Origin of the sequence: Pseudomonas sp. DC3200b2, from assembly GCF_049895785.1 — a bacterium.
Taxonomy (GTDB): domain Bacteria; phylum Pseudomonadota; class Gammaproteobacteria; order Pseudomonadales; family Pseudomonadaceae; genus Aquipseudomonas; species Aquipseudomonas massiliensis.
The window spans coordinates 212,892-238,950 of record NZ_JAFCTA010000003.1; the positions used below are offsets into that span (position 1 = coordinate 212,892).

A 26,059-nucleotide genomic window follows, 5' to 3' on the forward strand; every position below is an offset into this window, starting at 1 on the left:
CTTTTTGTAGACCGGCCTGATCATGAGCCAAGACGACAACCTATTCGACTTCGCCGCCGAACGCGCCCGCCGCCAACACGACCTCAACGACAGGCGTCTGGCTGACATGCGCCGCGCGTTCGAGCAGGCCATGCCCATGGCGGGCAAGAAAAAAACGAAGAAAAAACCGAAGAAGCGTTGATCTCGGTCAGTACAGTGCGTCCCGCCACGCGGGATGATTGGCTCGCGAGGCAGTGGTACCCCTACTGTCCTCGGGCACGCAAGGCATATTCAGGCGACTTCGGTCGCCTTTTTTTCGTTCTGGGAATCTGCGGCAGGGCGCGCGGCATGAGCAGGTCTCGCTTGAAGCCGCGGCCAGCATCCTGCGCATCTCAACCGATGGCTATGTCCGGCAGGGTGGCCAGGGTGACGCTCTGGGATTTGCGCGGGGCAAGGATTTCAGCTTCGCCATCGACCACCAGCTCATCGGCCTGGTTGAAGACCCGTGTGGCAATGCGCACCTTGAACTTGGGCAGCTTCTCGAGGATTTCCAGGCGCACGGTCAGGGTGTCGCCAGGCTTGACCGGCTTGACGAAGCTCATCTGCTGGCCCAGGTAGATGGTGCCGGGGCCGGGCAGCTCGCACGCCACCGCCGCGCTGATCAGCGCGCCGGTGATCATGCCGTGGGCGATGCGCTCGCGGAAGATGGTCTTGGCGGCGAACTCGTCATCCAGGTGAACCGGGTTGCGATCACCGGACAGCGCGGCGAACAGCTGGATCTCTCGGTCGGTGACCTGCCGGGTGTAGCTGGCGGTCTGGCCGACTTCGAGCGTTTCATAAGGGGTGTTGGTGCTTTGGGTCATGCGGGATGTCCGGTTCGCGAGAAAGCCTCTAGTGTATCGTCATGTGGCTTCGGCCAATCAATTCAGGATGTAAATAACGCCCCTTTGCGGATGCTCCCCAGAGAAGCAACTGCTACTTTCGCCTCAAGGCTGCGTGAGCATGAAGCCCGCGCTTCAAGCAGGGGAAAACAACAATGCAACCCGACTTCTGGCAGGACAAACGCCCCCAGGGCGTACCTTCGGTAATCGATTTCAACGCCTGGCAATCAGTGGTTGAGGTCTTCCAGCACGCCTGTCGCCGTTTCGCCGACAAGCCTGCCTTCAGCAACATGGGCCGCACCCTGACCTATGCGGAGCTGGAGCGAGAGGCCCTGGGCTTCGCTTCATGGTTGCAGCAGCACACGAATCTGCTGCCTGGCGACCGCATCGCGGTGCAGCTGCCCAATGTTTCCCAATACCCTATCGCCGTGTTCGGCGCCCTGTGCGCCGGCTTGATCGTGGTGAACACCAATCCCTTGTACACGGTTCGGGAAATGCGCCATCAGTTCAAGGATTCCGGCGCGCGGGCGCTGGTGTACCTGAATCTCTTTGGCGACCGGGTGCAAGAGGTGGTCAAGGACACACCCATCGATTACCTGATCGAGGCGCGCATGGGCGACCTGCTGCCTCCCGCCAAGGGCTGGCTGGTCAACCTGGCGGTGGCGCGCTTCAAAAAAATGGTGCCCGAATATCGCCTGCCGCGGGCGGCTCGCTTCAACGAGGCCTTGCGTATCGGGCGCAAGGGCGCCGTCACGCCGGTACCCTTGCAGCGCGGCGACATCGCCGTGTTGCAGTACACCGGCGGCACCACGGGGCAGGCCAAGGGCGCCATGCTGACCCACGGCAACCTGTTGGCGAACATGCAGCAGATGCACGCATGGTTCCACCAGTTGGGGCCCGACGGGCGCCCCCTGGTGGGCGAGGGAGAGGAAATCGCCATCGCACCCTTGCCGCTCTATCACATCTATGCGTTCACCGCTCACTGCCTGTGCATGATGGTGGCCGGCAACCATAACGTCCTTGTCACCAATCCGCGGGACATTCCGGCCTTCATCAAGGAGCTGGGGCGTTGGCGCTTCACGTCCTTCGTGGGCCTCAATACGCTGTTCGTGGCCCTCATGGATCATCCCGGGTTCGCCAGCCTCGATTTTTCGGGGCTCAAGGTGACCAATTCAGGCGGCACCGCGCTGGTCAGGGCCACCGCCGAGCGCTGGGAAGCCATGACCGGTTGCCGCATCGCCGAAGGCTATGGCCTGACCGAAACCTCGCCGGTGGTATGCACCAACCCTTATGGCGCGGCCGCTCGCCTGGGCACGGTGGGCTTGCCCCTGGTTGGCACGGCCTTGAAAGTGGTGGACGAGCAGGGCAACGAATTGCCTCTCGGCGAGCCTGGCGAGCTTTGCGTGCAAGGCCCCCAGGTCATGAAAGGCTATTGGCAGCAGCCCGATGCCACGGCTCAGGCGCTGGACGCGGACGGCTGGCTGCGCACCGGCGATATGGCGGTGATCGAAGCCGATGGTTTCGTGCGCATCGTCGATCGCAAGAAAGACATGATCATCGTTTCCGGCTTCAACGTTTATCCCAATGAGGTGGAAGACGTGGTGATGGCGCATCCCCAGGTACTCAACTGCGCTGCCATCGGCGTTCCGGATCCGCGTACGGGTGAAGCCGTACGGCTGTACGTCGTGCCCCGTGAAGGCGGCTGCGACGAAGCCAGCCTTCAGGCCTGGTGCAGGGAAAACCTGGCCGCCTACAAGGTGCCCCGTCAGATGATAGTCCGCCAGAGCCTGCCCATGACACCGGTAGGCAAGATCCTCCGGCGTGCCCTGCGCGACGAGGCCCTCGTCGCGGAAGTCTCGAACCAGGCGGCGGGCAAGGTTTAGAGCAAACACTCTAAACGTGACCAAGGTTTCACGGTGGGTTTTCAATATGACTTGATAGCCTGCCGTGGCTCTAGGCGGTATCTGGCAAAACTGCTAATCTCGGCGCGCTTTTGACATATCTATAAAAACCGCATCGAATGCGCTGATCTCGCTGCACGAGGAGCAGGGTTCCATGGCCGACAATTTCTGGACAGACAAGTACCCTCAGGGCATTCCCGCCGAGATCGATCCAGACGCCTATCCCAACATCCAGGCTGTGCTGCGAGCGTCGTGCCAGCGTTTCGCCGACAAGCCAGCCTTCAGCAACCTGGGCAAGACACTGACCTATGGCGAGCTGTATGAACTGTCCGGGGCGTTCGCGGCCTGGCTGCAGCGACATACGGACCTGGTTCCTGGCGACCGCATCGCCGTACAGTTGCCCAACGTCCTTCAATACCCGGTGGCGGTGTTCGGTGCCATCCGTGCCGGCTTGATCGTGGTCAACACCAATCCGCTGTACACCGCGCGGGAAATGGAGCACCAGTTCAAGGATTCGGGCGCCAAGGCCCTCGTATGCCTGGCCAACATGGCTCACCTGGCGCAGGCCGTGGTTCCCCGTACTTCGGTGCGCCATGTGATCATCACCGAAGTGGCCGACCTGTTGCCGCCGGTCAAGCGCCTGCTGGTGAACAGCGTGGTGCGCTATGTCAAAAAGATGGTGCCGCCTTACCACATCCCGGATGCCGTGCCTTTCAACCAGGCCCTGGCCCTGGGGCGCGGTATTGCGGTAACCGAAGCCAACCCGCCCTGCGGCGATGTGGCCGTGCTGCAGTACACGGGCGGCACCACCGGGGTTGCCAAGGGCGCGATGCTGACCCATCGCAACCTGGTGGCCAACATGTTGCAGTGCAAGGCGCTGATGGGTTCCAACCTGGCCGAGGGATGCGAGATTCTCATCACCCCGCTGCCGCTCTACCATATCTACGCCTTTACCTTCCATTGCATGGCCATGATGCTCATGGGCAACCACAACGTGCTCATCAGTAACCCCCGCGACCTGTCGGCCATGGTCAAAGAGTTGGGCAAGTGGAAATTCACCGGTTTCGTAGGCCTCAACACGCTGTTCGTGGCCTTGTGCAATAACGCTGAATTCCGCCGGCTGGACTTCTCGCCCCTCAAGCTCACGCTCTCCGGCGGCATGGCCCTGCAGGTGGCGGTGGCCGACCGCTGGCAGGAAGTCACCGGCTGCTCCATCTGCGAAGGCTACGGGATGACCGAAACCAGCCCGGTCGCGACCGTAAACCCCAAGCAGGCGGTGCAGATTGGCACCATCGGCATTCCAGTGCCTTCCACCCTGTGCCGGGTCATCGATGACACTGGCCGTGAACTCGGCCTTGGTGAAACAGGCGAACTCTGCGTAAAGGGCCCGCAGGTGATGAAGGGCTACTGGGAACGGCCAGACGCCACCGCCGAGATGCTGGATGACCAGGGTTGGCTCAAGACTGGCGACATCGCTGTCATTCAACCCGATGGCTATATCCGCATCGTCGACCGCAAGAAGGATATGATCCTGGTCTCCGGTTTCAACGTCTATCCCAACGAGCTGGAAGACGTACTGGTGACCCTGCCAGGCGTGTTCCAGTGCGCGGCCATCGGCATCCCCGACGAGAAATCCGGCGAGGCCATCAAGGTATTCGTGGTGATCAAGCCGGGCATGAGCCTGACCAAGGATCAGGTTCTGGACCACATGCGCGCCAATGTCACCGGCTACAAGGTACCGAAGGCCGTGGAGTTCCGTGACAGCCTGCCCACTACCAACGTAGGGAAGATCCTGCGCCGCGAATTGCGTGACGCAGAGCTCAAGAAGCTGGGCCTGAAGAAAACCGCCTGAGCCTTCGGAGCAGCGATTCCCCAGCTTACGCTGGGTCCCACGGGTTTCGGGTTGCATCAGGGGTTCAGTTGAATCCTGTGGGAGGCAGCGGCAGCTGCCGAATCGCTTCCCCAGCTTACGCTGGGTGCCACAGGGTTGCCGGCTAGCGCAGTTTTTCCAGCATTTGGTAATACCACATGCCCGCCGCGAGCAAGGGATTGCCCAGCAGCCTCCCAGCCGGTACCCGTACGTGACGGCACTGGGCAAAGGTGTCGAAGCGGGTGAGGGTACCGCTTACCGCTTCGGCCATGATTTCCCCCATGATGTGACTGGTAGCGATGCCGTGCCCCGAATAGCCTTGGCAATACCAGACATTCTCGGACAGCTTGCCCAATTGCGGAATCCGGTTGACCACGATGCCCATGGCGCAGCTCCATTGGAAGTCGATGGGCACGCCCTTTAGCCGGGGGAAGGTGCGCTCGATGCAGGGCCTGAGTTCCCCCGGGATATCCCGCGAATCCCTGCCCGAATAATTGGCCCCGCCGCCAAACAGCAGACGGCCGTCGGCGGTGAACCGGTAATAGTCCAGCACGAAGCGGCAGTCGTACACCGCCAGGTCCTGGGGGTTGAGCTCTCGTGCCAGCTCGCCCAGCGGCGCCGTGGCAACGATGCCGCCCATGGCCGGGAAGATCTTGCCGCCCAGCTTGGCGGGCTCCAGCCGATGATAAACGTCACCGGCCAGCACCACCTGGGCTGCGTCGATGCGCCCATGGGCGGTCACCAGGGCCGGGCGTGGGCCGTGAACAATCTCCACTACCTCGCTGTTCTCGAACACCAGCGCGCCCAGGCCATGGGCGGCCCGGGCTTCGCCAAGGCACAGGTTCAAGGGATGCAGGTGCAGGTTTCGGGTATTTTTCAGCGCGCCTATGTAAAGGTCGCTTTGCAGGTGGTCCCGCACGCCGGCGCGGTCCAGTAACGTGACCCTGTCGCCCATGCCACGGGCTTGGGCTTCGCTCAGGCTGGCGCGCAATTCGTCCATGTGCGCCGGCTTGAGGGCGGCATGCAGGTGGCCATGGCGCAGGTCGCAGTCGATGGCATAACGCGCCACCCTTTGCTCGATGATGTCGTGACCGCGCCAGCGCAGCGCCCAGATGAAGTCATCCACCTGTCCGCCCAGGCGAGCGCGCATCTGCTTGCGCATCGCCTGGTCTCCGGACAGGCTGCCGGTCACCTGGCCACCGTTGCGCCCGCTGGCGCCCCAGCCGACCTTGTTCTGCTCGACGATGGCCACGCGGTAACCGCGCTCGGCCAGCTCCACGGCCGTGGCAACGCCGGTGAAACCGCCGCCGATGATGGCTACGTCCACTTCATAGGAGCCTTGGCAGACGGGGTAATCGCTCTCCTGCCCAATGGTCGCGGTGTAATAGGAAGGGCTACGAGGGGTCATGCTCTTTACTCCGGATGCAGGCTCAAGCCTGGGTCAGATACCAGCGCCAGTCTTGCTCGCTGACTTCGGCCATGAATTGTCGGTATTCGGCGCGCTTCACCGCCAGGTACACCCGCCGGAAGCCATCGCCGAACGCGTCGCGAACCCAGGACGAGGCCTCGAAGGCGCTCAAGGCGCTCAGCCAGTCCGTGGGCAGGAAGGTGGTGGCGTGGGCATAGCCGTTGCCTTGCACGGGCGCGCCAGGGTCGAGCTGGCGGCGGATGCCATCTTCGAGCGCGGCCAGTATTGCAGCCGCCGCGAGGTAAGGGTTGGCATCAGCGCCACAGACACGGTGTTCGATATGCCGGCTGGCAGCGGGTCCGCCGGGTACGCGCAGGCTGACGGTGCGGTTGTCCACGCCCCAGGTGGGCGCCAGGGGGGCATAGCTGTTGGCCTGGAAGCGGCGGTAGGAGTTGGCGTTGGGGCAGAACAGCAACAGGCTGTCGAGCAGGTGCTCGAGCATGCCGGCGACCGCCTGGCGTAGCAGGGGCGCGCCGGCTTTGTCTTCGCTGGCGAACAGGTTGCGGCCTTGGTCATCCGCCAAGCTCACATGCATGTGCATCCCCGTGCCGGCCAGGTGGCCGAAGGGTTTGGCCATGAAGCAGGCTTGCATGCCATGACGATGAGCCACGCCCCTGACCAGGCGCTTGTAGCGCACGGCCTGGTCCATGGCCTGCAAGGCCGGACCATGCTCCAGGGTGATCTCTACCTGACCAGGCGCGTATTCGGAGATGGCCGTGCGCGCCGGGATCCCTTGCAGCCTGCAGGCGCTGTACAGGTCGGCCAGGAAGGGCTCGATCTGTTCCAGCTCGCGCAGGCCATAGACCTGGGTGGCTCGAGGCCTGCCGCCATCGGCATCCTGTGCCGGTTGCGGCCGGCCCTGGCCGTCGCGTTGCTGGTCCAGCAGGTAGAATTCCAGTTCGCATGCCATCACCGGATGCAAGCCCATGGCTTCCAGCCGCTGGATCGCCCCGGCCAGAAGGTGGCGAGGATCCGCGACCGTGGCAGGCATGCCCTCTACCGGGTGCATGCTCACCTGCAGCGCGGCCGTGGGAATCTGTCGCCAGGGTAGCGGAACCAGGCTTCCCGGCAGGGGGTAGGCGCGGCAGTCGATATCGCCCACGTCCCAGACCAGGCCGGAGCCTTCCACATCCTCGCCTTGCAGCGTCAGGCCCAGCATGGTGCTGGGCAACGGCCGGCCGCTGCGGTAGGTGTCCAGCAATTCCTCCCGATGCAGCAGCTTGCCCCGGGGCACGCCATTGGCGTCGAGAATGAAAAGCTCGAACAGCTCGATGTCCGGCTGTTCCTGCAGGAACAGCCGCGCTTCTACTTCGTTGGCAAACATGGCTCACTCGCTCGCGCCATCCAGGCGCACGGTTTCACAGCCGTGCCGCGGTGGCACGGGTTATGGGGAAGCCTTAAGCGAGGGTGTCTGGCGGGCGAGCGTGGCGGCAATGCCACAGGGCCCAGAAGGCGAGAATGATGTTGAACAGTGGATTCTGCCCAGGATGCTCGCCGCGCTTCGCGAAGGAAGGGCCGGTAGCGTTGCGCGAGGGGAGGGCAATAGCGGTCATGCCCGGATACTCACACGGCTTCGTTGTCCGCTTCAACGGGGATTCGACGATCTTCACTGAGCTGCCGACTAAACATTGAGCGGCCCTTGAGAGCCCCTAAGGGGGCGCAAATCTGCGACAATCGCCCCTACTTTTCCCCGCCGTGCCCCTTCGGGCCTGACTGATGACCGAATCGACGCCTTCCTTCGATACCCTGCTGCGCAACCTCGACCAAGCCCAGACCGCCGACCGCCACCGCCTGCGCCGCCAGCTCCAGGAACTGCGCAAGACCCCTGACGAGGCCAAGCTGGCGCGTTGGCTGGAGCGCTATCGTGCTTCCTGCGCGGCCGTGGAAGCGCGTCGCGTGAGCGTGCCGCGCATCGCTTATGACGACCAACTGCCCATCGCCGCCAAGCGGGACGAGATCAAGGCCCTGATCGCCGAACACCAGGTGGTGGTGATCGCCGGTGAGACAGGCTCCGGCAAGACTACCCAGTTGCCCAAGATCTGCCTGGAGCTGGGCCGCGGCCAGGCCGGCTTGATCGCCCATACCCAGCCCCGGCGGATCGCCGCCCGCAGCGTGGCCACCCGGGTGGCCCAGGAACTGGGCACGCCGTTGGGTGGCCTGGTCGGCTACCAGGTGCGTTTCGAGGACCAGACCGGCCCCAGTAGCCTGGTCAAGCTGATGACCGACGGTATCCTGCTGGCGGAAACCCAGCATGACCGCTTCCTCGAACGCTACGACACCATCATCGTCGACGAAGCCCACGAGCGCAGCCTGAACATCGACTTCCTGCTGGGCTACCTGAAAACCCTGCTGCCGCGCCGGCCAGACCTCAAGGTCATCATCACCTCGGCCACCATCGACCTGGAGCGGTTTTCCAAGCACTTCGATGGCGCGCCCGTGATCGAGGTGTCCGGGCGCACTTACCCGGTGGACCTCTGGTACCGCCCCTTGGTGGGCGAGCAGGACGAAGACGGCAATCCGGTGGAGGAGGATCTCACTGTCGACCAGGGCATCCTGGCCGCCCTGGAGGAACTGGCCGAACTGGAGCGCCGCGAACGCAAGACCCCGGGCGATGTACTGGTGTTCCTGCCGGGCGAGCGAGAGATCCGCGATGCCGCGGACTACCTGCGCAAGGCCCAGCTGCGCCATACGGAAATCCTGCCACTGTATGCGCGCTTGTCGCCCGCCGAGCAGCAGCGCATCTTCCAGGCCCATCCCGGCCGTAGGGTGGTGCTGGCCACCAACGTGGCGGAAACCTCGCTGACAGTACCGGGCATTCGCTATGTGATCGATACCGGCACCGCGCGGGTCAGCCGCTACAGCTACCGGGCCAAGGTCCAGCGCCTGCCGATCGAGGCGGTGTCCCAGGCCAGCGCCAACCAGCGCAAGGGGCGCTGCGGCCGGGTCGAGCCCGGGCTATGCATCCGCCTCTACAGCGAAGACGATTTCAACGCCCGCCCCGCATTCACCGACCCGGAAATCCTGCGCACCAACCTGGCGGCGGTGATCCTGCAGATGCTGCATCTGCGTCTGGGCGCCATCGATGCCTTCCCGTTCATCGAGCCGCCGGACGGCAAGGCGGTGAGCGATGGCTTCAACCTGCTGCAAGAGCTGCGCGCCGTTGACCGGGACAACCGGCTCACGCCGCTGGGGCGGCAGCTGGCCAGGCTGCCGGTGGATCCGCGCCTGGGGCGGATGCTGCTGGAGGGCGCGGAGCAGGGCAGCCTCGCCGAGGTGCTGATCGTGGCCAGTGCCCTGTCCGTGCAGGACCCACGCGAGCGGCCGCCTGAGCGTCAGCAGGCGGCCGACCAGGCCCACGCCCAATGGAAGGATGTAGACTCGGACTTCACCGCCCTGGTCAATCTGTGGAACGGCTTCGAGGCACAACGCCAGGCGTTGGGCTCCAACCCGCTGCGCAACTGGTGTCGCAAGCAATTCCTCAACTATCTGCGCTTGCGCGAATGGCGAGACGCTCACCGCCAGCTCGCTCTGATCTGCCGAGAGCTGCAGCTGCCGGTCAACCCCGAACCCTGCGACTACGCCAAGCTGCACAAGGCCATTCTGTCCGGGCTGCTCAGCCAGATCGGGCAAAAAGCCGAGGAAGGGGATTACCTGGGGGCTCGGCAGCGGCGATTCTGGGTGCACCCCTCCAGCGGAATCGGCCGCAAGCGGCCCCAATGGCTGATGGCCGCCGAGCTGGTGGAAACCACCAAGCTCTACGCCCGCATGGTCGCCAAGATTGACAATCAGTGGCTCGAGCCCCTGGCCGAGCACCTGACCAAGCGCAACCACTTCGAACCCCATTGGGAAAAGAAGCGCGGCCAGGTGGTGGCCTATGAGCAGGTCACGCTTTATGGTCTGATCATCGTCGGCCGGCGGCCGGTGCACTTCGGCCCCATCGACCCGGTGGCCTCGCGGGAGCTGTTCATTCGCGAAGGCCTGGTGCGTGGCGAGATCCAGTCCAAGGCCCGCTGCCTGGGCGCCAATCGCGCCCTGCTGGAGCGGCTCGACGAACTGGAGGCCAAGGCCCGTCGACGGGATATCCTGGCCGATGAAGAAACTCTGTACGCCTTCTACGAAGCGCGGCTTCCTGAGCACATTTACCAGACCGCCACCTTCGACAGCTGGTATCGCGCCCAGAGCCAGAAAGACCCCAACCTGCTGATCATGCGCGGGGAAGACGTGCTGGCCCGGGAGGCCACCGAGGTCACCGCCGCGCTCTATCCTGACACCCTCAGGCTGGGCGAATTGGCCCTGCCGCTGACGTATCACTTCGAACCTGGCGACCCGCGCGACGGCGTTACTGTTCGGGTACCGGCACCGCTGCTCCCAAGCCTGCCGGCCGAGCGCCTGGCCTGGCTGGTGCCAGGGTTGATCGAAGCTCGCTGTGTCGCCTTGATCCGCAACCTGCCCAAGGCCGTGCGCAAGAACTTCGTGCCCGTGCCTGACTTCGTCAAGGCGGCCCTGGCGCGAATGGTCTTCGGCCAGGGCGCGCTGCCCAAGGCCCTGGGGGCCGAGCTGACCCGCATGACCGGCGTCCGGGTGAGCGACGAGGCGTGGGCTGAAGCGGAGCGTGCCTTGGAAGGGCATCTGCGGATGAATATCGAGGTGGTGGATGCCGGTGGGAAGTTCCTCGGCGAAGGACGTGACCTGGACGCCCTGGCAGCCCGTTTCGCCGAAGCCGGACAGGCCGCCCTGGCCTTGCCGGTTGCCAGCAAGGCGCCGGAGCCGGTGCAGCCCAAGGGATTCTCTACAGTAGCCCAGACGGCGCGACAAAACGTGGCCGGGCTGCAACTCACGGTGTACCCGGCCTTGGTGGAAGAACAGGGCGAAGTCCGCGAAGGCCGTTTCTCAACCGCCGCCGAAGCGGATTACCAGCACCGTCGCGCCTTGCAGCGGCTGTTGCTGCAACAGCTGGCCGAACCGGCCCGCTTCCTGCGCGGCAAGCTCCCGGGGCAGACCCAGATGGGCCTGTTGTACCGTGAACTGGGCCGCATCGAGGCGCTGGTCGAAGACATCCTGCTGGCCAGCCTGGACGCCTGCATACTCGAAGGCGAGACCCGCCTGCCCCGTGATGGCGCCGGCCTGGCCAGCCTGGCCGAGCGCAAGCGTGGCGCCTGGGCCGAGCACGCCGAACGCCTGGCACGGCTGGTACTGGAAATCCTGACCCTTTGGCATGGCCTGCAGAAGCGCTTCAAGGGCCGTATCGACCTTGCCCAGGCGGTATCGCTCAACGATGTCAAGCAGCAGCTGGCCGCCCTGATCTATCCTGGTTTCGTGCGGGAAACCCCCGCCCACTGGCTCAAGGAGCTTGCGCGCTATCTCAAGGCAGTGGAGCTGCGGCTCGACAAGCTGGGTGCCCAGGTCCAGCGTGACCGGGTGTGGAGCGCGGAGCTGGGCGGGCTGTGGGCCCAATACCAGGCGCGGGCGACCAAGCACGCCCAGGAGGGCAAGCGCGACCCTGAACTGGTCACTTACCGCTGGTGGCTGGAGGAATACCGGGTATCGCTTTTCGCCCAGCAGTTGGGCACTCGCGTGCCGATCTCGGACAAGCGCCTGGCCAAGCAGTGGACACTGGTCGAACCTTGACAGCGCCCCTGGGACACTGGGCAAAACCAGCACGTTCGTTCCAGGTGTGGCAAAATCCGCCTCCGTCGCCTGCGAGGCGCTCCAACATTCAGAGGAACGAGCGTGCATAACGTCGTGATAAGTGGCACCGGGCTGTTCACGCCGCCCTACAGCATCAGCAACGAAGAGCTGGTGGAGTCGTTCAATACCTGGGTACATCAGGAAAACGCCGCCCACGCCGAGGCTATCTCTCGCGGGGAACGTGAGCCGCTGCCCGAGTCGAGCGCCGCCTTCATCGAAAAGGCCAGCGGCATCAAGAGCCGCTACGTGATGGACAAGGCCGGTATCCTCGACCCTCGGCGCATGGTGCCGCGCCTGGCGGAGCGCAGTAACGACGAGCCTTCCATCCTGTGCGAGATGGCGGTGGCCGCCGCGCGCCAGGCCCTGGAGCGTGCCGGCCGCACGGCCGCCGACGTGGACGCGGTGATCGTCGCCTGCTCCAACCTGCAGCGGCCCTACCCGGCGTTGGCCATCGAAGTGCAACAGGCCCTGGGTATCCAAGGGTTCGGCTTCGACATGAACGTGGCTTGCTCCTCGGCCACCTTCGGCATCCAGATGGCCTGCAACGCGGTGCAGCTGGGGCAGGCCCGGGCTGTGCTGGTGGTGGACCCGGAAATCTGCACCGGGCACCTGAATTTCCGCGACCGCGACAGTCACTTCATTTTTGGTGACGCGGCGACCGCCGTGCTGCTCGAGCGTGCCGACCTGGCCACCTCGCCCTACCAGTTCGAGGTGCTCGGTACCAAGCTGCTCACTCAGTTCTCCAACAACATTCGCAACAACTTCGGCTTCCTCAATCGGGCGGCGGAAGAGGGCGTCGGTGGCGATGACAAGCTGTTCGTTCAGGAAGGGCGCAAGGTCTTCCGTGAGGTCTGCCCCATGGTGGCCGAGCTTATCGGCAAGCATCTGGAAGAGAACGACATCCAGGTCAGTCGGGTTTCGCGCTTCTGGCTGCACCAGGCCAACCTGAGCATGAACCAGCTGATCGTGAAGAAGCTTCTGGGTCGCGATGCCACCGCCGAGGAAGCACCGGTAATCCTCGATACCTATGCCAATACCAGTTCCGCCGGTTCGGTGATTGCCCTGCACAAGCACCAGGACGACTTGCCCAGTGGCGCTCTCGGGGTGCTGAGTTCGTTTGGCGCGGGCTACTCGATCGGCAGTGTGATTCTGCGCAAGCGGTAAGCGCCAGCACGGCTTCCCCAGCTGGCGCTGGGTCCCACAGAGTGGTCGAGCAGATGGGGTTCGGTTCAGGTTTGAACGAAGCCGCGCCGACGCCTGCCGGGGGTGGATGAGGTCCCTGAGAGGCGCCGGCGCGGCCGGCGAACGGTGTTACCGGTGAATCAGAACTTCGCTTCCACGTCCACCTGCAGGGTGTCTACGTCGGCGTCGGTCTTGTTGGTCACGTAGGTATCAGACTCGGCCATGAAGTAGGTCGCGCCCAGGGCGAAGTTCTTGTCGATGTCGTAGGACACCTTCAGCTTATGCCCGCGGGCACCGGTGAAGCCGCCGCCGAAGTCCGAATCGGTGAAGGCGCCGACCACCGCGTTACGCTGCACGTCGCGATAGTTGTAGTCCAGGCCCCACTTGTCGAACACCTTGGTCTTGGCGCCTACCAGCCAGGCGGTGTCGCGGTCGTCGCTGGCGTCGGCGTTCTTCACGAACTGGCCGTACATGGCCAGGGGAATCGCCAGGCCGCTGACGTCCATCTGGGCGAAGCCTTCATACAGCTTGAATTGTTCATTGGCGCTGTTGCCGTTGATGCCGGACAGCTTGCCTGTGCCGGAGGTATCTTCGCCATCGCCATCAAAGCCGTACACGCTGCCGCCCACGGTCAGCTTCAGGTTGTCGGTAAGGCCGAAACGGCCGCCCAACTGACCGGCGTACATTCTCAGGTCATGGCGGAACTGCACGCCTTCGCCGTCGACGTTGTCCTTGAGGTTATAGTAGCCAGCGCTGCCGAACAGCTCGTTCTTGCCACCAAGGGAGTGCTTGTAGGTGGCGGTCAGGCCTTCGGGGTTGATGTCACCGTCCCAGATGACATCGCCCATGTTGACCCATGGCTGAAGCATCTTACCGCCGATCAGGTGCAGGTTGGGGAGGGCGGTAGGGTGGTAGTCCAGGTAGGCCAGGTCGATCCAGGAACTCTTCTTGACGAAGTAGTTGTCCAGGTTCTCGTTGGTGGAGCGTGCGTCGCTGCTGCTGCCAGTGGCCAGGCGAATGCCGGCGTCCACTTGCGGGTTGATCTCGCTGTATACACCGAAACGGGCGCGTACGCGCTGACGATCCTGGTCCTTGCCGCTATTGCTGGCCGCGCCATCGGTGTTCTGGTCTTCGTAACGAAGACGAACGTCACCTTTGATCTGGGTCTTGGCGGCCCAGGCCACCTTTTGCTCGAAGGCAGACAGTTCCTGCTTTTTCGCTTCCTGCGCCGCAGCGATCTGTTGCGCCTGCGCTTGCTTGTCGCGCGCCAGCTCGCCTTGGAGTTCGGCGTATTGGCCGGCGCTGATCGAACCGTTGGCGCGGAGCATTTCCAGCAATTTTTCATCCACGGCTGCCTGGGCAGGCACGGTGGCAGCCAGCAGCATGGCGGCGCAAACGCCCGCTCCGGTTCGTGTTGAAACAAGACGCATAAGGTTCTCCCTGGTTATTAAAGCGGGATGAATTCACCCCAAGGACAGGTCCGGAAGGACGGCATCGCGGGGTTGCGCCTGGGCTGCCCCGTCTTCGAAATCTGGCGCAAGTATTGCGGCGGCCTATTACAGGTTAGTGGCGAGAAGATGGCAGTTTCATGACAAGCGAAGCGGCAAAAAGGGCTCTAGACCGGGGATTTTTCCGCGATATGCGGGCAAAGTGCCTTTATCTGGCGGTTCGGTTTTCAGATAGGCCCGGTCTATTGAAAAAAGAAACCTGCACGCGGCAGGTAAGACGAAAGTTCATCTCGGACTCTCGGTATTGAAACCGAGAAATGCCACAGGCTTTTACGCGATACTGCCTCTACGTCGAACGGAGGGGCGCATGATGAACATGCAGATCGTGAATCGCTTGGCCGAGGTGCCTGCCGCCTGCTGGGATGCTTTGTTGCCCCACGAGCAACCCTTCCTGCGCCACGCCTTCCTGAGCAGTCTGGAAGACAGTGGCAGCCTTGGACCTGGTAGCGGTTGGCGAGCTGAACACTTGCTGGCCTGGGAAGGCGATGAGCTGCGTGCCGCGCTGCCGGCCTACCGCAAGCGGCATTCGTATGGAGAGTATGTGTTCGACCACGGTTGGGCGGATGCCTGCCGGCGCGCGGGGCTGCGGTATTACCCCAAGTTGTTGTGCGCCGTGCCGTTCAGCCCGGTGACCGGGCCGCGGTTACTGGCGCCGGACCTGGAGCATGGCATGGGCCTGATCCGGGCCCTGCCTGAACACTTGCTCACTCAAGGGTACTCGGGGGCACATATCAATTTCACCGAGCCCGACCTGAACGAACGAATGACCACCGAGGCGCACTGGCTGGAGCGCTGGGGCTGCCAGTACCACTGGCATAACCGTGATTATCGGGATTTTCAGGATTTCCTCGACACCTTGAGCTCGCGCAAGCGCAAGCAGATGCGCAAGGAGCGTGAGCAGGTAGCGGCCCAGGGCTTCGAGTTCGAATGGATGTGCGGCGCGGAGCTGAGCGAGGCCCATTGGGACTTCGTCTATGCCTGTTATGCCAATACCTATGAGGTGCGCGGCCAAGCGCCTTACCTGGAGCGTGCCTTCTTCAGCCTGCTGGCCGAGCGCATGCCCGAGGCGTTACGCGTGGTGTTCGCCCGTCAGCGGGGGCGGCCGGTGGCCATGGCGTTCTGCCTGATGGACAAAGGCACCCTGTATGGGCGCTACTGGGGTTGCCTGGCCGAATTCGATCGGCTGCACTTTGAAACCTGCTTCTACCAGGGCATGGACCAGGCCATCGCCCTGGGGCTGACTCGGTTCGACGCCGGCGCCCAGGGCGAGCATAAACTGATTCGAGGATTCGAACCGGTGATCACCCGTTCCTGGCATTACCTGGCGCACCCTGGCCTGAGGGCGGCGGTGGCAGAGTTCCTCGAGCAGGAGCGCGCCGGCATTGCACAATACGCGCTCGAAGCACGGCAAGCGCTGCCCTACCGACAAGGGTAGGGCAGGGCCGTCACTGGCCAAGCTGGTTGGCGAACTGGCCGACCGCGCTGACCACTTTCTGCGCGCCGTCCTGGATCTCGACGATCACATCCCCGGCTTGCCCCGCCAGTTCCAGACCACTCTCAGCCTGCTGCTTGCCGGTAGCGATTACCGTCACCGCATCGGATGCCAGCTTCTGGTTCTGCTGCACCACGCCAGCGATCTCAGCCGTTGCCTGGGTGGTGCGGGAGGCCAATTGACGCACCTCGTCGGCGACCACGGCGAAGCCACGACCCTGCTCGCCGGCCCGGGCCGCTTCGATGGCCGCATTGAGCGCCAGCAGGTTGGTTTGCTCGGCGATGCCGCTGATGGTCTTGATGATGGTGCTGATCACTTGGCTTTGCTGATCCAGTGCCTCGATGCCCTCGGCGGCGTCCTGCATGTGCTTGGCCAGGCCGCGCATGACCGCCACGGTTTCCTGGACCACATTGGCGCCGCGCTGCGCGCTGCTGTCCGTTTGCACCGAAGTGCTATAGGCAATGGTCGCGGCTTCCGCCACGGCCTGCTCACGATTGACCTGGTCGGTGATGACGGTCGCGAACTTCACTACCTTGATCAGCCGGTCGTTGGCGTCCAGCACCGGGTTATAGGAAGCTTCCAGCCATACCGGACGCCCATGGGCATCGACGCGCTCGAAACGTTGGGCCACGTATTCGCCACGGCGCAGACGCTCCCAGAAAGCCTGGTATTCAGACGAATTGTATATTTCGGGGCGGCAGAACAGGCGGTGATGCTTGCCTTTGATCTGCTCCAGGCGATAGCCCATGCCGCGCAGGAATTGATCATTGGCCGTGAGCACATGGCCTTGCAGGTCGAACTCGATGAAGGCCGTCGAGCGCATCAAGGCCTTGATCAGGCCTTCCTGTTCACGGGACGTTTCGATGGTACGGGTCAGGTCACCGGCATAGATACAGAACTCGTTGACTACGCCCTTAGTGTCGCGCATGGGCACCATCAGGCCACGAAGCCAAGCCTCCTTGCCGTTGCCACGCAATAGTCGCAAGGCACCGGCGAATGATTCACCTTTGTCGCAGGCATTGCGCACACGCTGCTGGAAGGGGTCATTCTTCACATGGGGGGGCACGATGTCATCGAGACGGCGGCCGATCAGATCCTGGCGGCGGTAGCACATCTCCTGCTCGAAGTTGGCGTTTACATCCAGAATATGGCCCTGGTTATCCAGACGCAGGACGATCATGTCCGCATTGAGTCCGTCACGGATCTGTTTAACGGCGGCCAGCTCTTCCCGGAGCGCGGCTAATTCAGCTTTGAGTTTGTTGTTGAACACGGCGGCACCCGACAAGAACAGAGGGAGGTTGCCATATCATCGGCCAGGAATGACTGACCTTTAACGGCTTTGTACCTAACCTCTACAAAAGTGCCATGGCTGGCCGGCAGGCTGAATCGATACCCTTGCAAAGCCAAGCGGCGCGGCGCGTCCGTTGGTCGGCGAGCCCCCCATGGCTGGATCGCAAGGGTTGATCAAAGCTATACAGCTCAGCTTTCCCCGGTTGGCTGGAACAGCGCGGGGGGCTCGGCCGTCGCCAGCAGCTGTTCCAGGGATGCCTGGTCCACGGGCCGGCTCAGGAAATAGCCCTGCACTTCATGGCACTGGTCAATGGTCAGGGCGCTGAGCTGCTGCTCGGTTTCCACGCCTTCGGCAGTCACCGTCATGCCCATGGCCTTGCCCAGGCTGATGATTGCCCTCACCACCGCCCGGTCGCCTTCCGAGGCGGTGCTGCCATTGAGCGCCGCGATGAAGCGGCGGTCGATCTTGATGCTGTCGAAGGGGTAGGCGCGCAGGTAGCCGAGGGACGAATAACCCGTGCCAAAGTCGTCCATATTCAGGCGCACCCCCAGCTCCTTGAGGGCGATCATGGTAGCCAGGGCATTGTCGATAGCCGTGAGCATCACGTTCTCGGTGATCTCCAGCTCCAGTCGCTGCGCGGGCAGGCCGCTGGCGATCAGGGCGTCCCGCACATCCTTGACCACGTCGCTGCGAGCGAACTGAGCGGGTGAAAGGTTGACCGACACCATCAAGGGCGCTGGCCACTGGCAGGCTGTACGGCAGGCTTCGTACAGCACCCAGCGCCCCAGGGGTACGATCAGCTCCGATTGCTCGGCCAAGGGAATAAAGGTATCCGGGCCGATCAGGCCTTCGATAGGGTGGTTCCAGCGCACCAGTGCTTCCACCGAGACAATGCTCAGCCCATTTACCTGATACCGGGGCTGATAGTGCAGCACGAGTTCTTCGTTGCGGATAGCCAGGCGCAGCTCGCTTTCCAGGCGCCGACGATGCTGGATCTGCTCACTCATTTGTTCAGAGAAGTAACGCCAAGTGTTCTTGCCGTCGGCCTTGGCCTCGTAGAGCGCGATATCCGCGCAGCGGATCAATTCATGGCCGTCATACCCCTGCAGGCGACTTTGTGCGATCCCCAGGCTGGCACCCACATGCAGGCTGTGATCGCCATGCACGATTGGATGTTGCAGGCTGTCGATGAGGCGCTGGCAGAAGCGATCGATCTCGAAACGGTTTTCCGGGCCACACAGGATCAGCACGAACTCGTCGCCGCCCAGCCGGGCCACCAGGTCGAGGTCGCGGGTACTGGCCTTAAGGCGCTTGGCGATTTCCCGCAACACGACGTCGCCCGCCGGATGTCCAAGGCTGTCGTTGATCGGCTTGAAGTTGTCCAGGTCGATGAGGATCAGCGTCAGGGGTGGCCCTTCCCCTCGAGTTGTCAGGGCCTCCTCCAGGTAATGTCCCAGCAGGTTACGGTTCGGCAGACCGGTCAGCGGGTCGTGCAAGGACAGATGCTGGATCTGGGCCTGGGCCGCCACTTCGTCGGTAATGTCGGTGGCGGTGCCCCTGAAGCCGACGGCCTGGCCGCTGTCCATGATAGGGCGCGCGGAAACGCGGCAGTGACGGCGGTCGCCATTGTTGTCCCGGTAACCGCAGCGCAGTGTCGAGGTCGCGTTCGGATGTTCCGGAAGCGAGGCCAGCCAGGGCGCGATGGGGGTAGTCTCGCAGCTGAGCAACTGGTCGACGGACACGCCCATCAGGCTCTGGACGTCATAACCGGTCACCTCGGCGAAACGGGCCGAAAGATAGGTGAGGCGACCGCGGCTGTCGGTTTCCCAGATCCAGTCCGAGGCGGCTTCAGCCACGGCACGGAAGCGCTCTTCACTGGCTTCCAGGGCCCGGTTGCTGGCCTTGAGCACTTGCAGATGCTCATCGATGCGGCGTGATGCACGCATGGCGAAATAAAAGAAATAGGCCAACAGCAAGGCCAGGATGACCCCGATGGTCAGCAGGGCTGGCAACACGCTCCACAACAGCTCGCGCCCGGGCTGGGCCTGGCTCCAGGTGAGTTCGAAGCCGGTGCCATCCAGGGGCATGTGGGCTCTTGGCCCCGGCTGCCGGTCCACGCTGAGGTTTTTCAGACCGAAGCTTTCACCCATCAGGGCGAGTTTTTCAGGCGTCAGTTGATCGACGAAAACCAGCACGGGCAGCGTCTGGATCTCCTGCGCCGGCAGCGGCCGTTCAGGCTGAAGGACAGCGGCCACCAGCAGGGCGGGCCAACCGTTGAACAGCACATAGCGGCTGATGCCATGCTTTTGCGCGCCGGCTTCCCTGGCCGCGTCCACGATCTGCGCCTGGCCATGGTCGATGAACGAAGCGAAAGGCGCGTCGCTCAGTTGCCCTTTGTAAAGGGCGTAGCGAGTCTGTCGGCGATCGATGACGAACACGGCTTCGTAACCAGAGGTGGTATATAGGGTGCTGCCCATATTGCGTTCTTCGAATGCCCAATGCCGGTTCAAGGGCTGGGCGGCCAAGGCCTTGTAGGCTTCGTCCCACACGGCGTTGGTCAGCAACATGGCCATGTTGCTGGCGATCCTGGCGTCCAGAGCTCGCTGGGTGAAGAAACGGCTTTGCTCGATCTCAGTGCGGTCCAGCCGGTTGGCCAGGGCGAAGAGCGGCGCCAGCGCAGCGGCGAACGTAATGGCGAACAAGGCACCGACGATCAGCAAGAACCTGCGGGTGCGCAGGAATTGGGGCTTGCTGCCTGACGCGGACACGTTCGTTTCCATTGATCGGCAGGTTCCTTGTGCAAGGCCGCGGAGTTCACCACGCTATGCCTGACGCGAGCGGCGACGTAGCCTCTCCCTGCAAGCCACGGGTCCTGCGCGCTAGGGCCTATGATATCTCGACGGACCAGGGCGGCGGAGGTTCCAGAAAGCGTAGACCGACCGTCAGCGGCCCGGCGCTGTCTTCATGCAAGGGCGGGGCGGCCTCTGTATGCTGAACGGCCACAGCCCTCTTGCTACACGCGCTGGAGGTCAAGTGAAACTAAATGTTGCGATGGGAGTGATGTTACTGATGGCTTCGCCTGTCTTGCACGCTGACCAGCAGCCTACGGGCCTGCCCCATTCTCGCCAGGAGGATGGGCGTTACCAGAATCTCACCGCTTTTCCCAAGGACGGGGTATGGAAGAAGCTGCGCATCGGTTTCAAGTACCTTTTGTTGCGCAAGCCTCCCAAGACGCGCCCCGGCGCGCCCTTGCCTGTTCAGCGGCTGTCTACCCAGGCGCTACTTGAAGCGCCTGACAACAGCCTGTGGCGGCTGGGGCATTCCACCGTGCTGATCAAGACGGCCGGCCGTTTCTTCCTTACCGACCCGGTATTCTCCGAGCGCGCCTCCCCGGTGCAATGGGCAGGGCCACGCCGCTTCCATGCACCTCCTATCGCCCTGGCCGACCTGCCGCCCCTGGCGGCAGTGGTGCTATCGCATGATCACTACGATCACCTGGACCACGACAGCGTCATGGCCCTGGCGGCACGTACCGAGCTGTTCCTGGCGCCGCTGGGAGTGGGGGATATCCTGGTGAAGTGGGGCATTGCTCCAGACAAGGTTCGCCAGCTCGATTGGTGGCAGGACACCGAAGCCGCGGGGGTGCGCTTCGCCGCCACGCCCACGCAGCACTTTTCCGGACGTGGGCTGTTCGACAGCAACCATACGCTATGGGCCTCCTGGGTGATGATCACGCCCGGCTGGCGACTGTTCTTCAGCGGAGACTCCGGTTACTTCGACGGCTTCAAGCGCATCGGTGAACGCTACGGCCCTTTCGACCTGGCCATGGTGGAAACCGGCGCCTACAACCTGGCCTGGCCCAACGTGCACATGCAGCCCGAGCAGAGCCTCAAGGCCACCCAGGACGTTGGCGCCCGCTGGATGCTGCCGATCCACAATGGCACCTTCGACCTGTCCATCCACGCCTGGCAGGAGCCGTTCGAACGCATCACCCGGCTGGCCCAGGCCGCGGGCATGCCTCTGGCCACGCCTCGCCTGGGAGAGCGCCTGGACCTGCTGTCGCCCAAGCCTGGCGACCCGTGGTGGCGTGACCTGGCCGATGGGCAGTCGGCAACCGGCGAGCGCGAGGTGGCCTACCGGCCCTGATCAAGGGCCGGGGCGGGTAGAGGCGTCGCTGCGGATCTGCGCGTGGCTGATCAGCGCGAAGATGCAGCTGCCGCCGATGATGTTGCCCGCCAGGGTCGGGCCGGCGAAGCCCAGCCAGAAGTCATGCCAGGACAACTCGCCTGCCCAGACCAGGTAAGAGGTTTCCGCCGCGCCTACCACGATATGGGTGAAATCCCCCAGAGCCATCAGGTAGGTGATCATGATGATCATCCAGATCCGTGCATTGTCCAGGCCGGCGATCATCCAGACCAGGGTCGCGATCATCCAGCCCGAGACGATCCCCTTGGAGAACATTTGGGTGGCGCTGTTTTCCATCACCTTGCGGCCGATCTCCAGGAAGGCGGCGTCAGTGGGTGCGTTGAAGATGGGCAGGCGCAGCATCACCCAGGACACCAACAAGGTGCCGACCAGGTTGCCGCCCAGCACCACACCCCATAGCCGCAACAGACGGCCGAAATTCGCCAGGGTGGGGTGTGTCATCACCGGTAGTACGGCGGTAATGGTGTTTTCGGTGAACAGCTGCTGACGGGCCAGGATCACCGCGAGGAACCCTGCGGAGTAGCCGAAGCTGGCGATCACGTGGCTGGCCTCTCCTTGGGGCAGACGCGCGTTGAACAGCCCCATGGCCATCAGTGACAGACCCATGGTCAGGCCGGCGGCCAGGGCTGACCAGAACAGCGCCGCCACGCTACGCTCCAGTTCATGGTCGCCCTGGCTGCGAATGATTTCATGCAGCACCGCCGGCCGGGGCGGCGCCTTTTCATCGACCTCCTGACGTTCATCGCTGGACAGGCCAGGGGTTTCTTGATGATGAGAGTGATTGGGCTCGGTCATGGTGTTCGCTCCGGAAGATGAGCTACTGACTACGGGCCGCTGCGTTAGGTTCTGTATGAGAATTTACAATCTGAAGCTTACCGGGTCGCGTTGGCAGGAGCACCTGCTCGCCCATCGATTCCGAACAGTTTCTGCAAGGCCTGCGCATATTGCTGGCTGCCGAGGGCCATGGCGTTGAGGTGGGTGGCGCCGGGCACCAGCAATAGCCGCTTGGGCTCGGCGGCGGCGTCATACAGCTGGCGACTGAAGCGGTCTGGCACGTATTTGTCCGCGGTGCCGTGCACAATCAGGACTGGTACCTCGATCTTGCCGATCTTGTCGATGGAAGCGAACTTCTCGGACAGCACCCAGCGCAGTGGCAGCGAGGTATCCATCACCGCCTGGGCAGCGTCCGCCATGTCAGTGAAGGTAGACTCGACGATCAGCCCCGCCGCCGCTGGCACTTCACCTTCGGCGGCGCGCTTGGCCAACTCCACGGCAATGGCACCGCCCAGGGAGTGACCATAGATGAAGCGCTGGCTGGGTTCGGGCTGCAGGTCCGCCAGGCGAGCCCAGCCCGCCTGGGCGTCCTCGTACACGCTGCGCTCGGACGGAAGCTCACCCGGGCTCTGCCCGAAACCTCGATAGTCGATGGCCAGCACGGAGAAACCCAGCTCGCGCAATGCCGTGATCCGCCGGACCTGGGCCGTGAGGTTCCAACGAGTGCCGTGCAGGTAAAGCACCGCCGGAGCGGACCTGCTCGCCGCTGGCCACCACCAGGCATGCAGGTATTGACGCGAACTCGCCAGATTCGCCGCCACGGGAATGTCCATCTCCACCACACCGGGCGGAAGCCCGCTGAACCAGCTCGCCGGGCCCGGCTCGATATTGAAGATCAACTCCCGCTCCTTGTAGGCCAGGCGAGCGCAGCCATAAGGTAGCCCCACGCCCAGCAGGAGGACGACGGCAATCAGCGAAAGCCAGCGGCGATTGGTCAGGTGGAGCAGCGGCATGGGTGGGCCTGGGTTGCGCGCCGGCAGCGCGTACAGAGGCTAGGACAGCCGAGGATTGCATGGGTTGCAGCCTTGTCCGGGTGCCACCCGCTGGCGTGAGGCATCAGCGCCGGCCTGCAACCCACTACCTCAAAGCGCAAACCGCCCCATCATGCGCTTCAGTTCGCCAGCCAGGTCCTCCAGGGATTCGCTGGCGGCGCGGGTATTGGAGGCGCCGCTGGCGGTTTGCAGGGAGAGGTCACGGATGCGCACCAAGGTACTGTCGACGCTGCGCGAGGCTTGCGCCTGCTCGGCGGCGGCGCGGGCGATGACCTGGTTGCGGCTGTCGATCCCGGCGACCGACTCGTAGATGGTGCCGAGGGTGTTGCGGGCGGTTTGCGCCCGTGCGCGGGTACGCCCGGCTTGAGTGGCGCTTTCGCTGAGGGCGCTCACAGCCAGGTCGGTGCCGCTGCGGATTTCGCTCATCATCTGCTCGATTTCGCGCGTGGAAGCGCCAGTGCGGTGCGCCAGGCCACGGACTTCATCGGCCACGACCGCGAACCCTCTGCCCACTTCACCCGCGCGCGCCGCTTCGATGGCGGCGTTGAGGGCCAGCAGGTTGGTTTGTTCTGCAACGTTACGGATTACGTCCAGTACCTTGTGGATGTTCTGGGTCTGGCTGGCCAGCTGTCGCGCCTGGCTGGCGGCGCTTTCCACCTGGCTGGCCAGTTGGTCGATATCACCCATGGCGGCGTCCAGTTGGGCTTGCCCATCATGGGCAGCACTGGCCGAATCCCGCGACGCGTCGGAAGTGGAAAGCGCATTGGCGGCCACGGCTTCCACCGCGTCGCTCATCTGACTCACCGCGGTGGCGGCCTGCTCGATTTCGTTGTATTGAACGCGAAGGTCCTCGGCACTGCCCTGCATCACGCTACCCATGTCATGGGCGGCGGCGTTGAGGCGGTCCACGCTGGTGCCCACTTGGCTTAACAGGCTGTGGAGCTGATCACGCATATGGCCCAACATGGTCAGCAGTTGCGCGCATTCGTCCTTGCCTTCGCTTTTCACGGTCTCGCGCAGGTCGCCATCGGCCACCGCCCTGGCGACCTGCACGGCCTGGCGCAGGGGCGCGGTGATGCTGAGGGTCAGCCGCCAGGCCAGCACCAGCATCACCAGCAGGGCCGTGGCGATGGCGGCAGGGACTATCACCTGGGTTTTCTGCGCGGCGACCGCCGCCTGTTGCACCGCTTCGGCGGAGCTTTGCTTGTTCAACTCACGCAGCAGTTGCACCTGCATGTCCATCAGGCCGCCTTGAAGCCCCAGCGCGTCGCTGGCCTTTTGCACCCCTTCGGCTAGGCGCTGCTGGTCGATCAGGGCCACGGCCTCCTTGAGCGAGGCCAGGAAGGGGTCATAGGCGGCGCGCAATAGCTGTACGGATTCCTGTTCGGTGCCAGGCTGCAGGTTGGCCAGGTAGGCGTCGAAACCCGGTTGCAGGCTACCGGCCAGCTGCTCGATGGCAATGCGACGGTTGACCATCTCGCCAGGGTCATTGGCGGAGCTCATCAACAAGGCGGCCTCGGTACGCAGCTTGCCCAGGTCCAGGGCAATGGCATCGGCCTGAGCGATGCTGCTCAAGGGGCCGCGCTCGATCACTTCGGCCTGGTGGCGAACCGCGTGGATCTCTACCAGGGAAAACGCCCCGACGCCCGCCAGAAGTAGCGCGCACAAGCTGAAACCCGCGAACAGACGCAGGCCGATGCTGAGCCTGCGCAATATCAAGGGAGAGCGGAAAGACTGGAAACGATGAAGGATCGACACGGGAAACAGCCTGCGCAAGGAAAAGACAGGCGGGTTGTAGCAGAGCAAGATGATGGCTTTATGACAGCTTCGCAGGTGGCAGGTTTACAGCAATAGATATTGACAGGCGTTCGAATGTGCGTAGAATGCCGCGCCACAGCAGGCACATAGCTCAGTTGGTTAGAGCACCACCTTGACATGGTGGGGGTCGTTGGTTCGAGTCCAATTGTGCCTACCAAATCCAGGCCCGGTTATCCAGGCAAGAAAAGGCGATCCGCAAGGGTCGCCTTTTTTCGTTCCGGGCTGGCTGGGCTGGCCAGTTGGCGAATGGTTGAAGTCATCCGTTCGCCAGATCTTCTGGGCCTACCGCTACTTACCCAGGATATGTTGCACCAGGGTATCGTGGCCGCTGCGGTCGGCTTCACGGGAAATGACTTGCACCACCGCCATGCGCTTGCCCTCAGCGACTATGAAATAGGTGGTCAGGGTTTTGCCGCCACCGATGCTGGCGGTAGCGTCCAGGCGCTGGGCGGGCAGGCCGTTGAGAATCACCTGAGCTTCTCCCGTCTTGTGAAAGTCTGGCAATGCCTGCGCCTGTTGCGTAACGAATCCTTCGCTGATACCCGCCAGGAACACCTCGTCGGCACCAGCCGCGCCGGCATCGTTCTGTAGCGGGAGTTGGGTTGCGACCACGATGCGCTTCTGGCTTTCATTCATATAAAGCGTGCCTTCGGCATCGGCAGTGCCCTTGGCGGCGTCGCCATGGGGCAGGGGCGCGGCCTGGTAGCCTGGAGGCAGCATGAAGTGAAGCTTGCCGCCCAACAGTGAAACGGCTGTGCCGGTGCTCGGCGTGCTGGCGGCCGCGGCGGGACGAGCGGTCTGGGCCTGGGCCAGGGGCAGGGCGGCGCAGAGTACAGCCAGGCAGAGCGCGGGCGCGAACAGACGGGGCAGGGTCATCGGGACTCCAGCGATGGCTTCGAGAAAGAAACCGGATTCTCTCACATAAGAAGTACCCTGGTTGTCCGGCCCG

18 protein-coding genes, 1 tRNA gene and 1 pseudogene are annotated in these 26,059 nt (G+C 63.5%); 8 read left to right on the top strand and 12 right to left on the bottom strand.

Features of this window, described 5'->3' with window-relative positions:
• The first annotated feature begins 22 nt into the window (after positions 1 to 22).
• Complete coding sequence (locus ACP691_RS10430) at positions 23 to 181, top strand: hypothetical protein (protein ID WP_426149385.1); 159 nt, start codon at positions 23 to 25, stop codon at positions 179 to 181.
• Between the two features lie 190 nt (positions 182 to 371).
• Here the strand turns inward: ACP691_RS10430 and ACP691_RS10435 are convergent, their stop codons facing one another.
• On the bottom strand, positions 372 to 842 hold the full coding sequence (locus tag ACP691_RS10435) for a MaoC family dehydratase (RefSeq protein WP_040260938.1): 471 nt from the start codon (positions 840 to 842) through the stop codon (positions 372 to 374).
• A 173-nt stretch (positions 843 to 1,015) separates the two neighbouring features.
• On the opposite strand from ACP691_RS10435, the gene ACP691_RS10440 reads away from it, so the two are divergent.
• Positions 1,016 to 2,743, top strand: coding sequence for a long-chain-fatty-acid--CoA ligase (locus tag ACP691_RS10440; RefSeq protein WP_426149386.1), 1,728 nt, complete (start codon positions 1,016 to 1,018; stop codon positions 2,741 to 2,743).
• A 172-nt stretch (positions 2,744 to 2,915) separates the two neighbouring features.
• Positions 2,916 to 4,613, top strand: coding sequence for a long-chain-fatty-acid--CoA ligase FadD1 (fadD1, locus tag ACP691_RS10445; protein WP_426149387.1), 1,698 nt, complete (start codon positions 2,916 to 2,918; stop codon positions 4,611 to 4,613).
• A gap of 142 nt (positions 4,614 to 4,755) precedes the next feature.
• Here the strand turns inward: fadD1 and ACP691_RS10450 are convergent, their stop codons facing one another.
• From ACP691_RS10450 to ACP691_RS10460, 3 genes are all read right to left on the bottom strand, one after another.
• Positions 4,756 to 6,039, bottom strand: coding sequence for an NAD(P)/FAD-dependent oxidoreductase (locus ACP691_RS10450; protein WP_426149388.1), 1,284 nt, complete (start codon positions 6,037 to 6,039; stop codon positions 4,756 to 4,758).
• Between the two features lie 22 nt (positions 6,040 to 6,061).
• Positions 6,062 to 7,423: a glutamine synthetase family protein gene (locus ACP691_RS10455; protein WP_426149389.1), complete on the bottom strand. Its 1,362-nt coding sequence runs from the start codon at positions 7,421 to 7,423 to the stop codon at positions 6,062 to 6,064.
• 73 nt (positions 7,424 to 7,496) lie between these two features.
• Positions 7,497 to 7,652, bottom strand: coding sequence for a hypothetical protein (locus ACP691_RS10460; RefSeq protein WP_426199688.1), 156 nt, complete (start codon positions 7,650 to 7,652; stop codon positions 7,497 to 7,499).
• 163 nt (positions 7,653 to 7,815) lie between these two features.
• Between ACP691_RS10460 and hrpA the strand changes: the two genes are divergently transcribed.
• Both hrpA and ACP691_RS10470 read left to right on the top strand, forming a co-directional pair.
• Complete coding sequence (gene hrpA / locus ACP691_RS10465; RefSeq protein ID WP_426149390.1) at positions 7,816 to 11,727, top strand: ATP-dependent RNA helicase HrpA; 3,912 nt, start codon at positions 7,816 to 7,818, stop codon at positions 11,725 to 11,727.
• A 102-nt stretch (positions 11,728 to 11,829) separates the two neighbouring features.
• A complete protein-coding gene (locus tag ACP691_RS10470) occupies positions 11,830 to 12,951 on the top strand; it encodes a beta-ketoacyl-ACP synthase III (protein ID WP_426149391.1) in 1,122 nt (373 codons plus the stop codon).
• Positions 12,952 to 13,109: 158 nt separating this feature from the next.
• On the opposite strand, the gene ACP691_RS10475 is transcribed toward ACP691_RS10470, so the two are convergent.
• Positions 13,110 to 14,399 carry a putative porin gene (locus ACP691_RS10475; protein ID WP_426149392.1) on the bottom strand — a complete coding sequence of 430 codons (1,290 nt, stop codon included), beginning with the start codon at positions 14,397 to 14,399 and terminating at the stop codon, positions 13,110 to 13,112.
• 388 nt (positions 14,400 to 14,787) lie between these two features.
• On the opposite strand from ACP691_RS10475, the gene ACP691_RS10480 reads away from it, so the two are divergent.
• Positions 14,788 to 15,912: a GNAT family N-acetyltransferase gene (locus ACP691_RS10480; RefSeq protein ID WP_426149704.1), complete on the top strand. Its 1,125-nt coding sequence runs from the start codon at positions 14,788 to 14,790 to the stop codon at positions 15,910 to 15,912.
• Positions 15,913 to 15,922: 10 nt separating this feature from the next.
• Here the strand turns inward: ACP691_RS10480 and ACP691_RS10485 are convergent, their stop codons facing one another.
• The 3 genes and pseudogenes from ACP691_RS10485 to ACP691_RS10495 form a co-directional block, all read right to left on the bottom strand.
• Positions 15,923 to 16,354, bottom strand: a complete 432-nt coding sequence (locus tag ACP691_RS10485) for a methyl-accepting chemotaxis protein (protein ID WP_426149705.1) — start codon at positions 16,352 to 16,354, stop codon at positions 15,923 to 15,925.
• Between the two features lie 108 nt (positions 16,355 to 16,462).
• Positions 16,463 to 17,149, bottom strand: a pseudogene (locus ACP691_RS10490) (PAS domain-containing protein); the annotation flags it as partial.
• Between the two features lie 299 nt (positions 17,150 to 17,448).
• Complete coding sequence (locus ACP691_RS10495; RefSeq protein WP_426149393.1) at positions 17,449 to 20,040, bottom strand: bifunctional diguanylate cyclase/phosphodiesterase; 2,592 nt, start codon at positions 20,038 to 20,040, stop codon at positions 17,449 to 17,451.
• 280 nt (positions 20,041 to 20,320) lie between these two features.
• Between ACP691_RS10495 and ACP691_RS10500 the strand changes: the two genes are divergently transcribed.
• The gene (locus ACP691_RS10500) at positions 20,321 to 21,406 is read left to right on the top strand and encodes an MBL fold metallo-hydrolase (RefSeq protein ID WP_426149706.1); all 1,086 of its coding nucleotides are present in this window, start codon (positions 20,321 to 20,323) and stop codon (positions 21,404 to 21,406) included.
• Here the strand turns inward: ACP691_RS10500 and ACP691_RS10505 are convergent, their stop codons facing one another.
• The 3 genes from ACP691_RS10505 to ACP691_RS10515 all read right to left on the bottom strand — a co-directional run bounded on the left by ACP691_RS10505 (position 21,407) and on the right by ACP691_RS10515 (position 25,050).
• Positions 21,407 to 22,261 (bottom strand): formate/nitrite transporter family protein, encoded by an 855-nt coding sequence (locus tag ACP691_RS10505; RefSeq protein WP_426149394.1) that lies wholly within the window; start codon positions 22,259 to 22,261, stop codon positions 21,407 to 21,409.
• A 77-nt stretch (positions 22,262 to 22,338) separates the two neighbouring features.
• On the bottom strand, positions 22,339 to 23,253 hold the full coding sequence (locus tag ACP691_RS10510) for an alpha/beta hydrolase (protein ID WP_426149395.1): 915 nt from the start codon (positions 23,251 to 23,253) through the stop codon (positions 22,339 to 22,341).
• Positions 23,254 to 23,382: 129 nt separating this feature from the next.
• On the bottom strand, positions 23,383 to 25,050 hold the full coding sequence (locus ACP691_RS10515; RefSeq protein ID WP_426149396.1) for a methyl-accepting chemotaxis protein: 1,668 nt from the start codon (positions 25,048 to 25,050) through the stop codon (positions 23,383 to 23,385).
• A gap of 140 nt (positions 25,051 to 25,190) precedes the next feature.
• On the opposite strand from ACP691_RS10515, the gene ACP691_RS10520 reads away from it, so the two are divergent.
• Positions 25,191 to 25,267 (top strand) — tRNA-Val (locus tag ACP691_RS10520).
• A gap of 131 nt (positions 25,268 to 25,398) precedes the next feature.
• Here ACP691_RS10520 and ACP691_RS10525 read toward each other — a convergent pair.
• The gene (locus ACP691_RS10525) at positions 25,399 to 25,986 is read right to left on the bottom strand and encodes a hypothetical protein (protein ID WP_426149397.1); all 588 of its coding nucleotides are present in this window, start codon (positions 25,984 to 25,986) and stop codon (positions 25,399 to 25,401) included.
• Between the last annotated feature and the right edge of the window lie 73 nt (positions 25,987 to 26,059).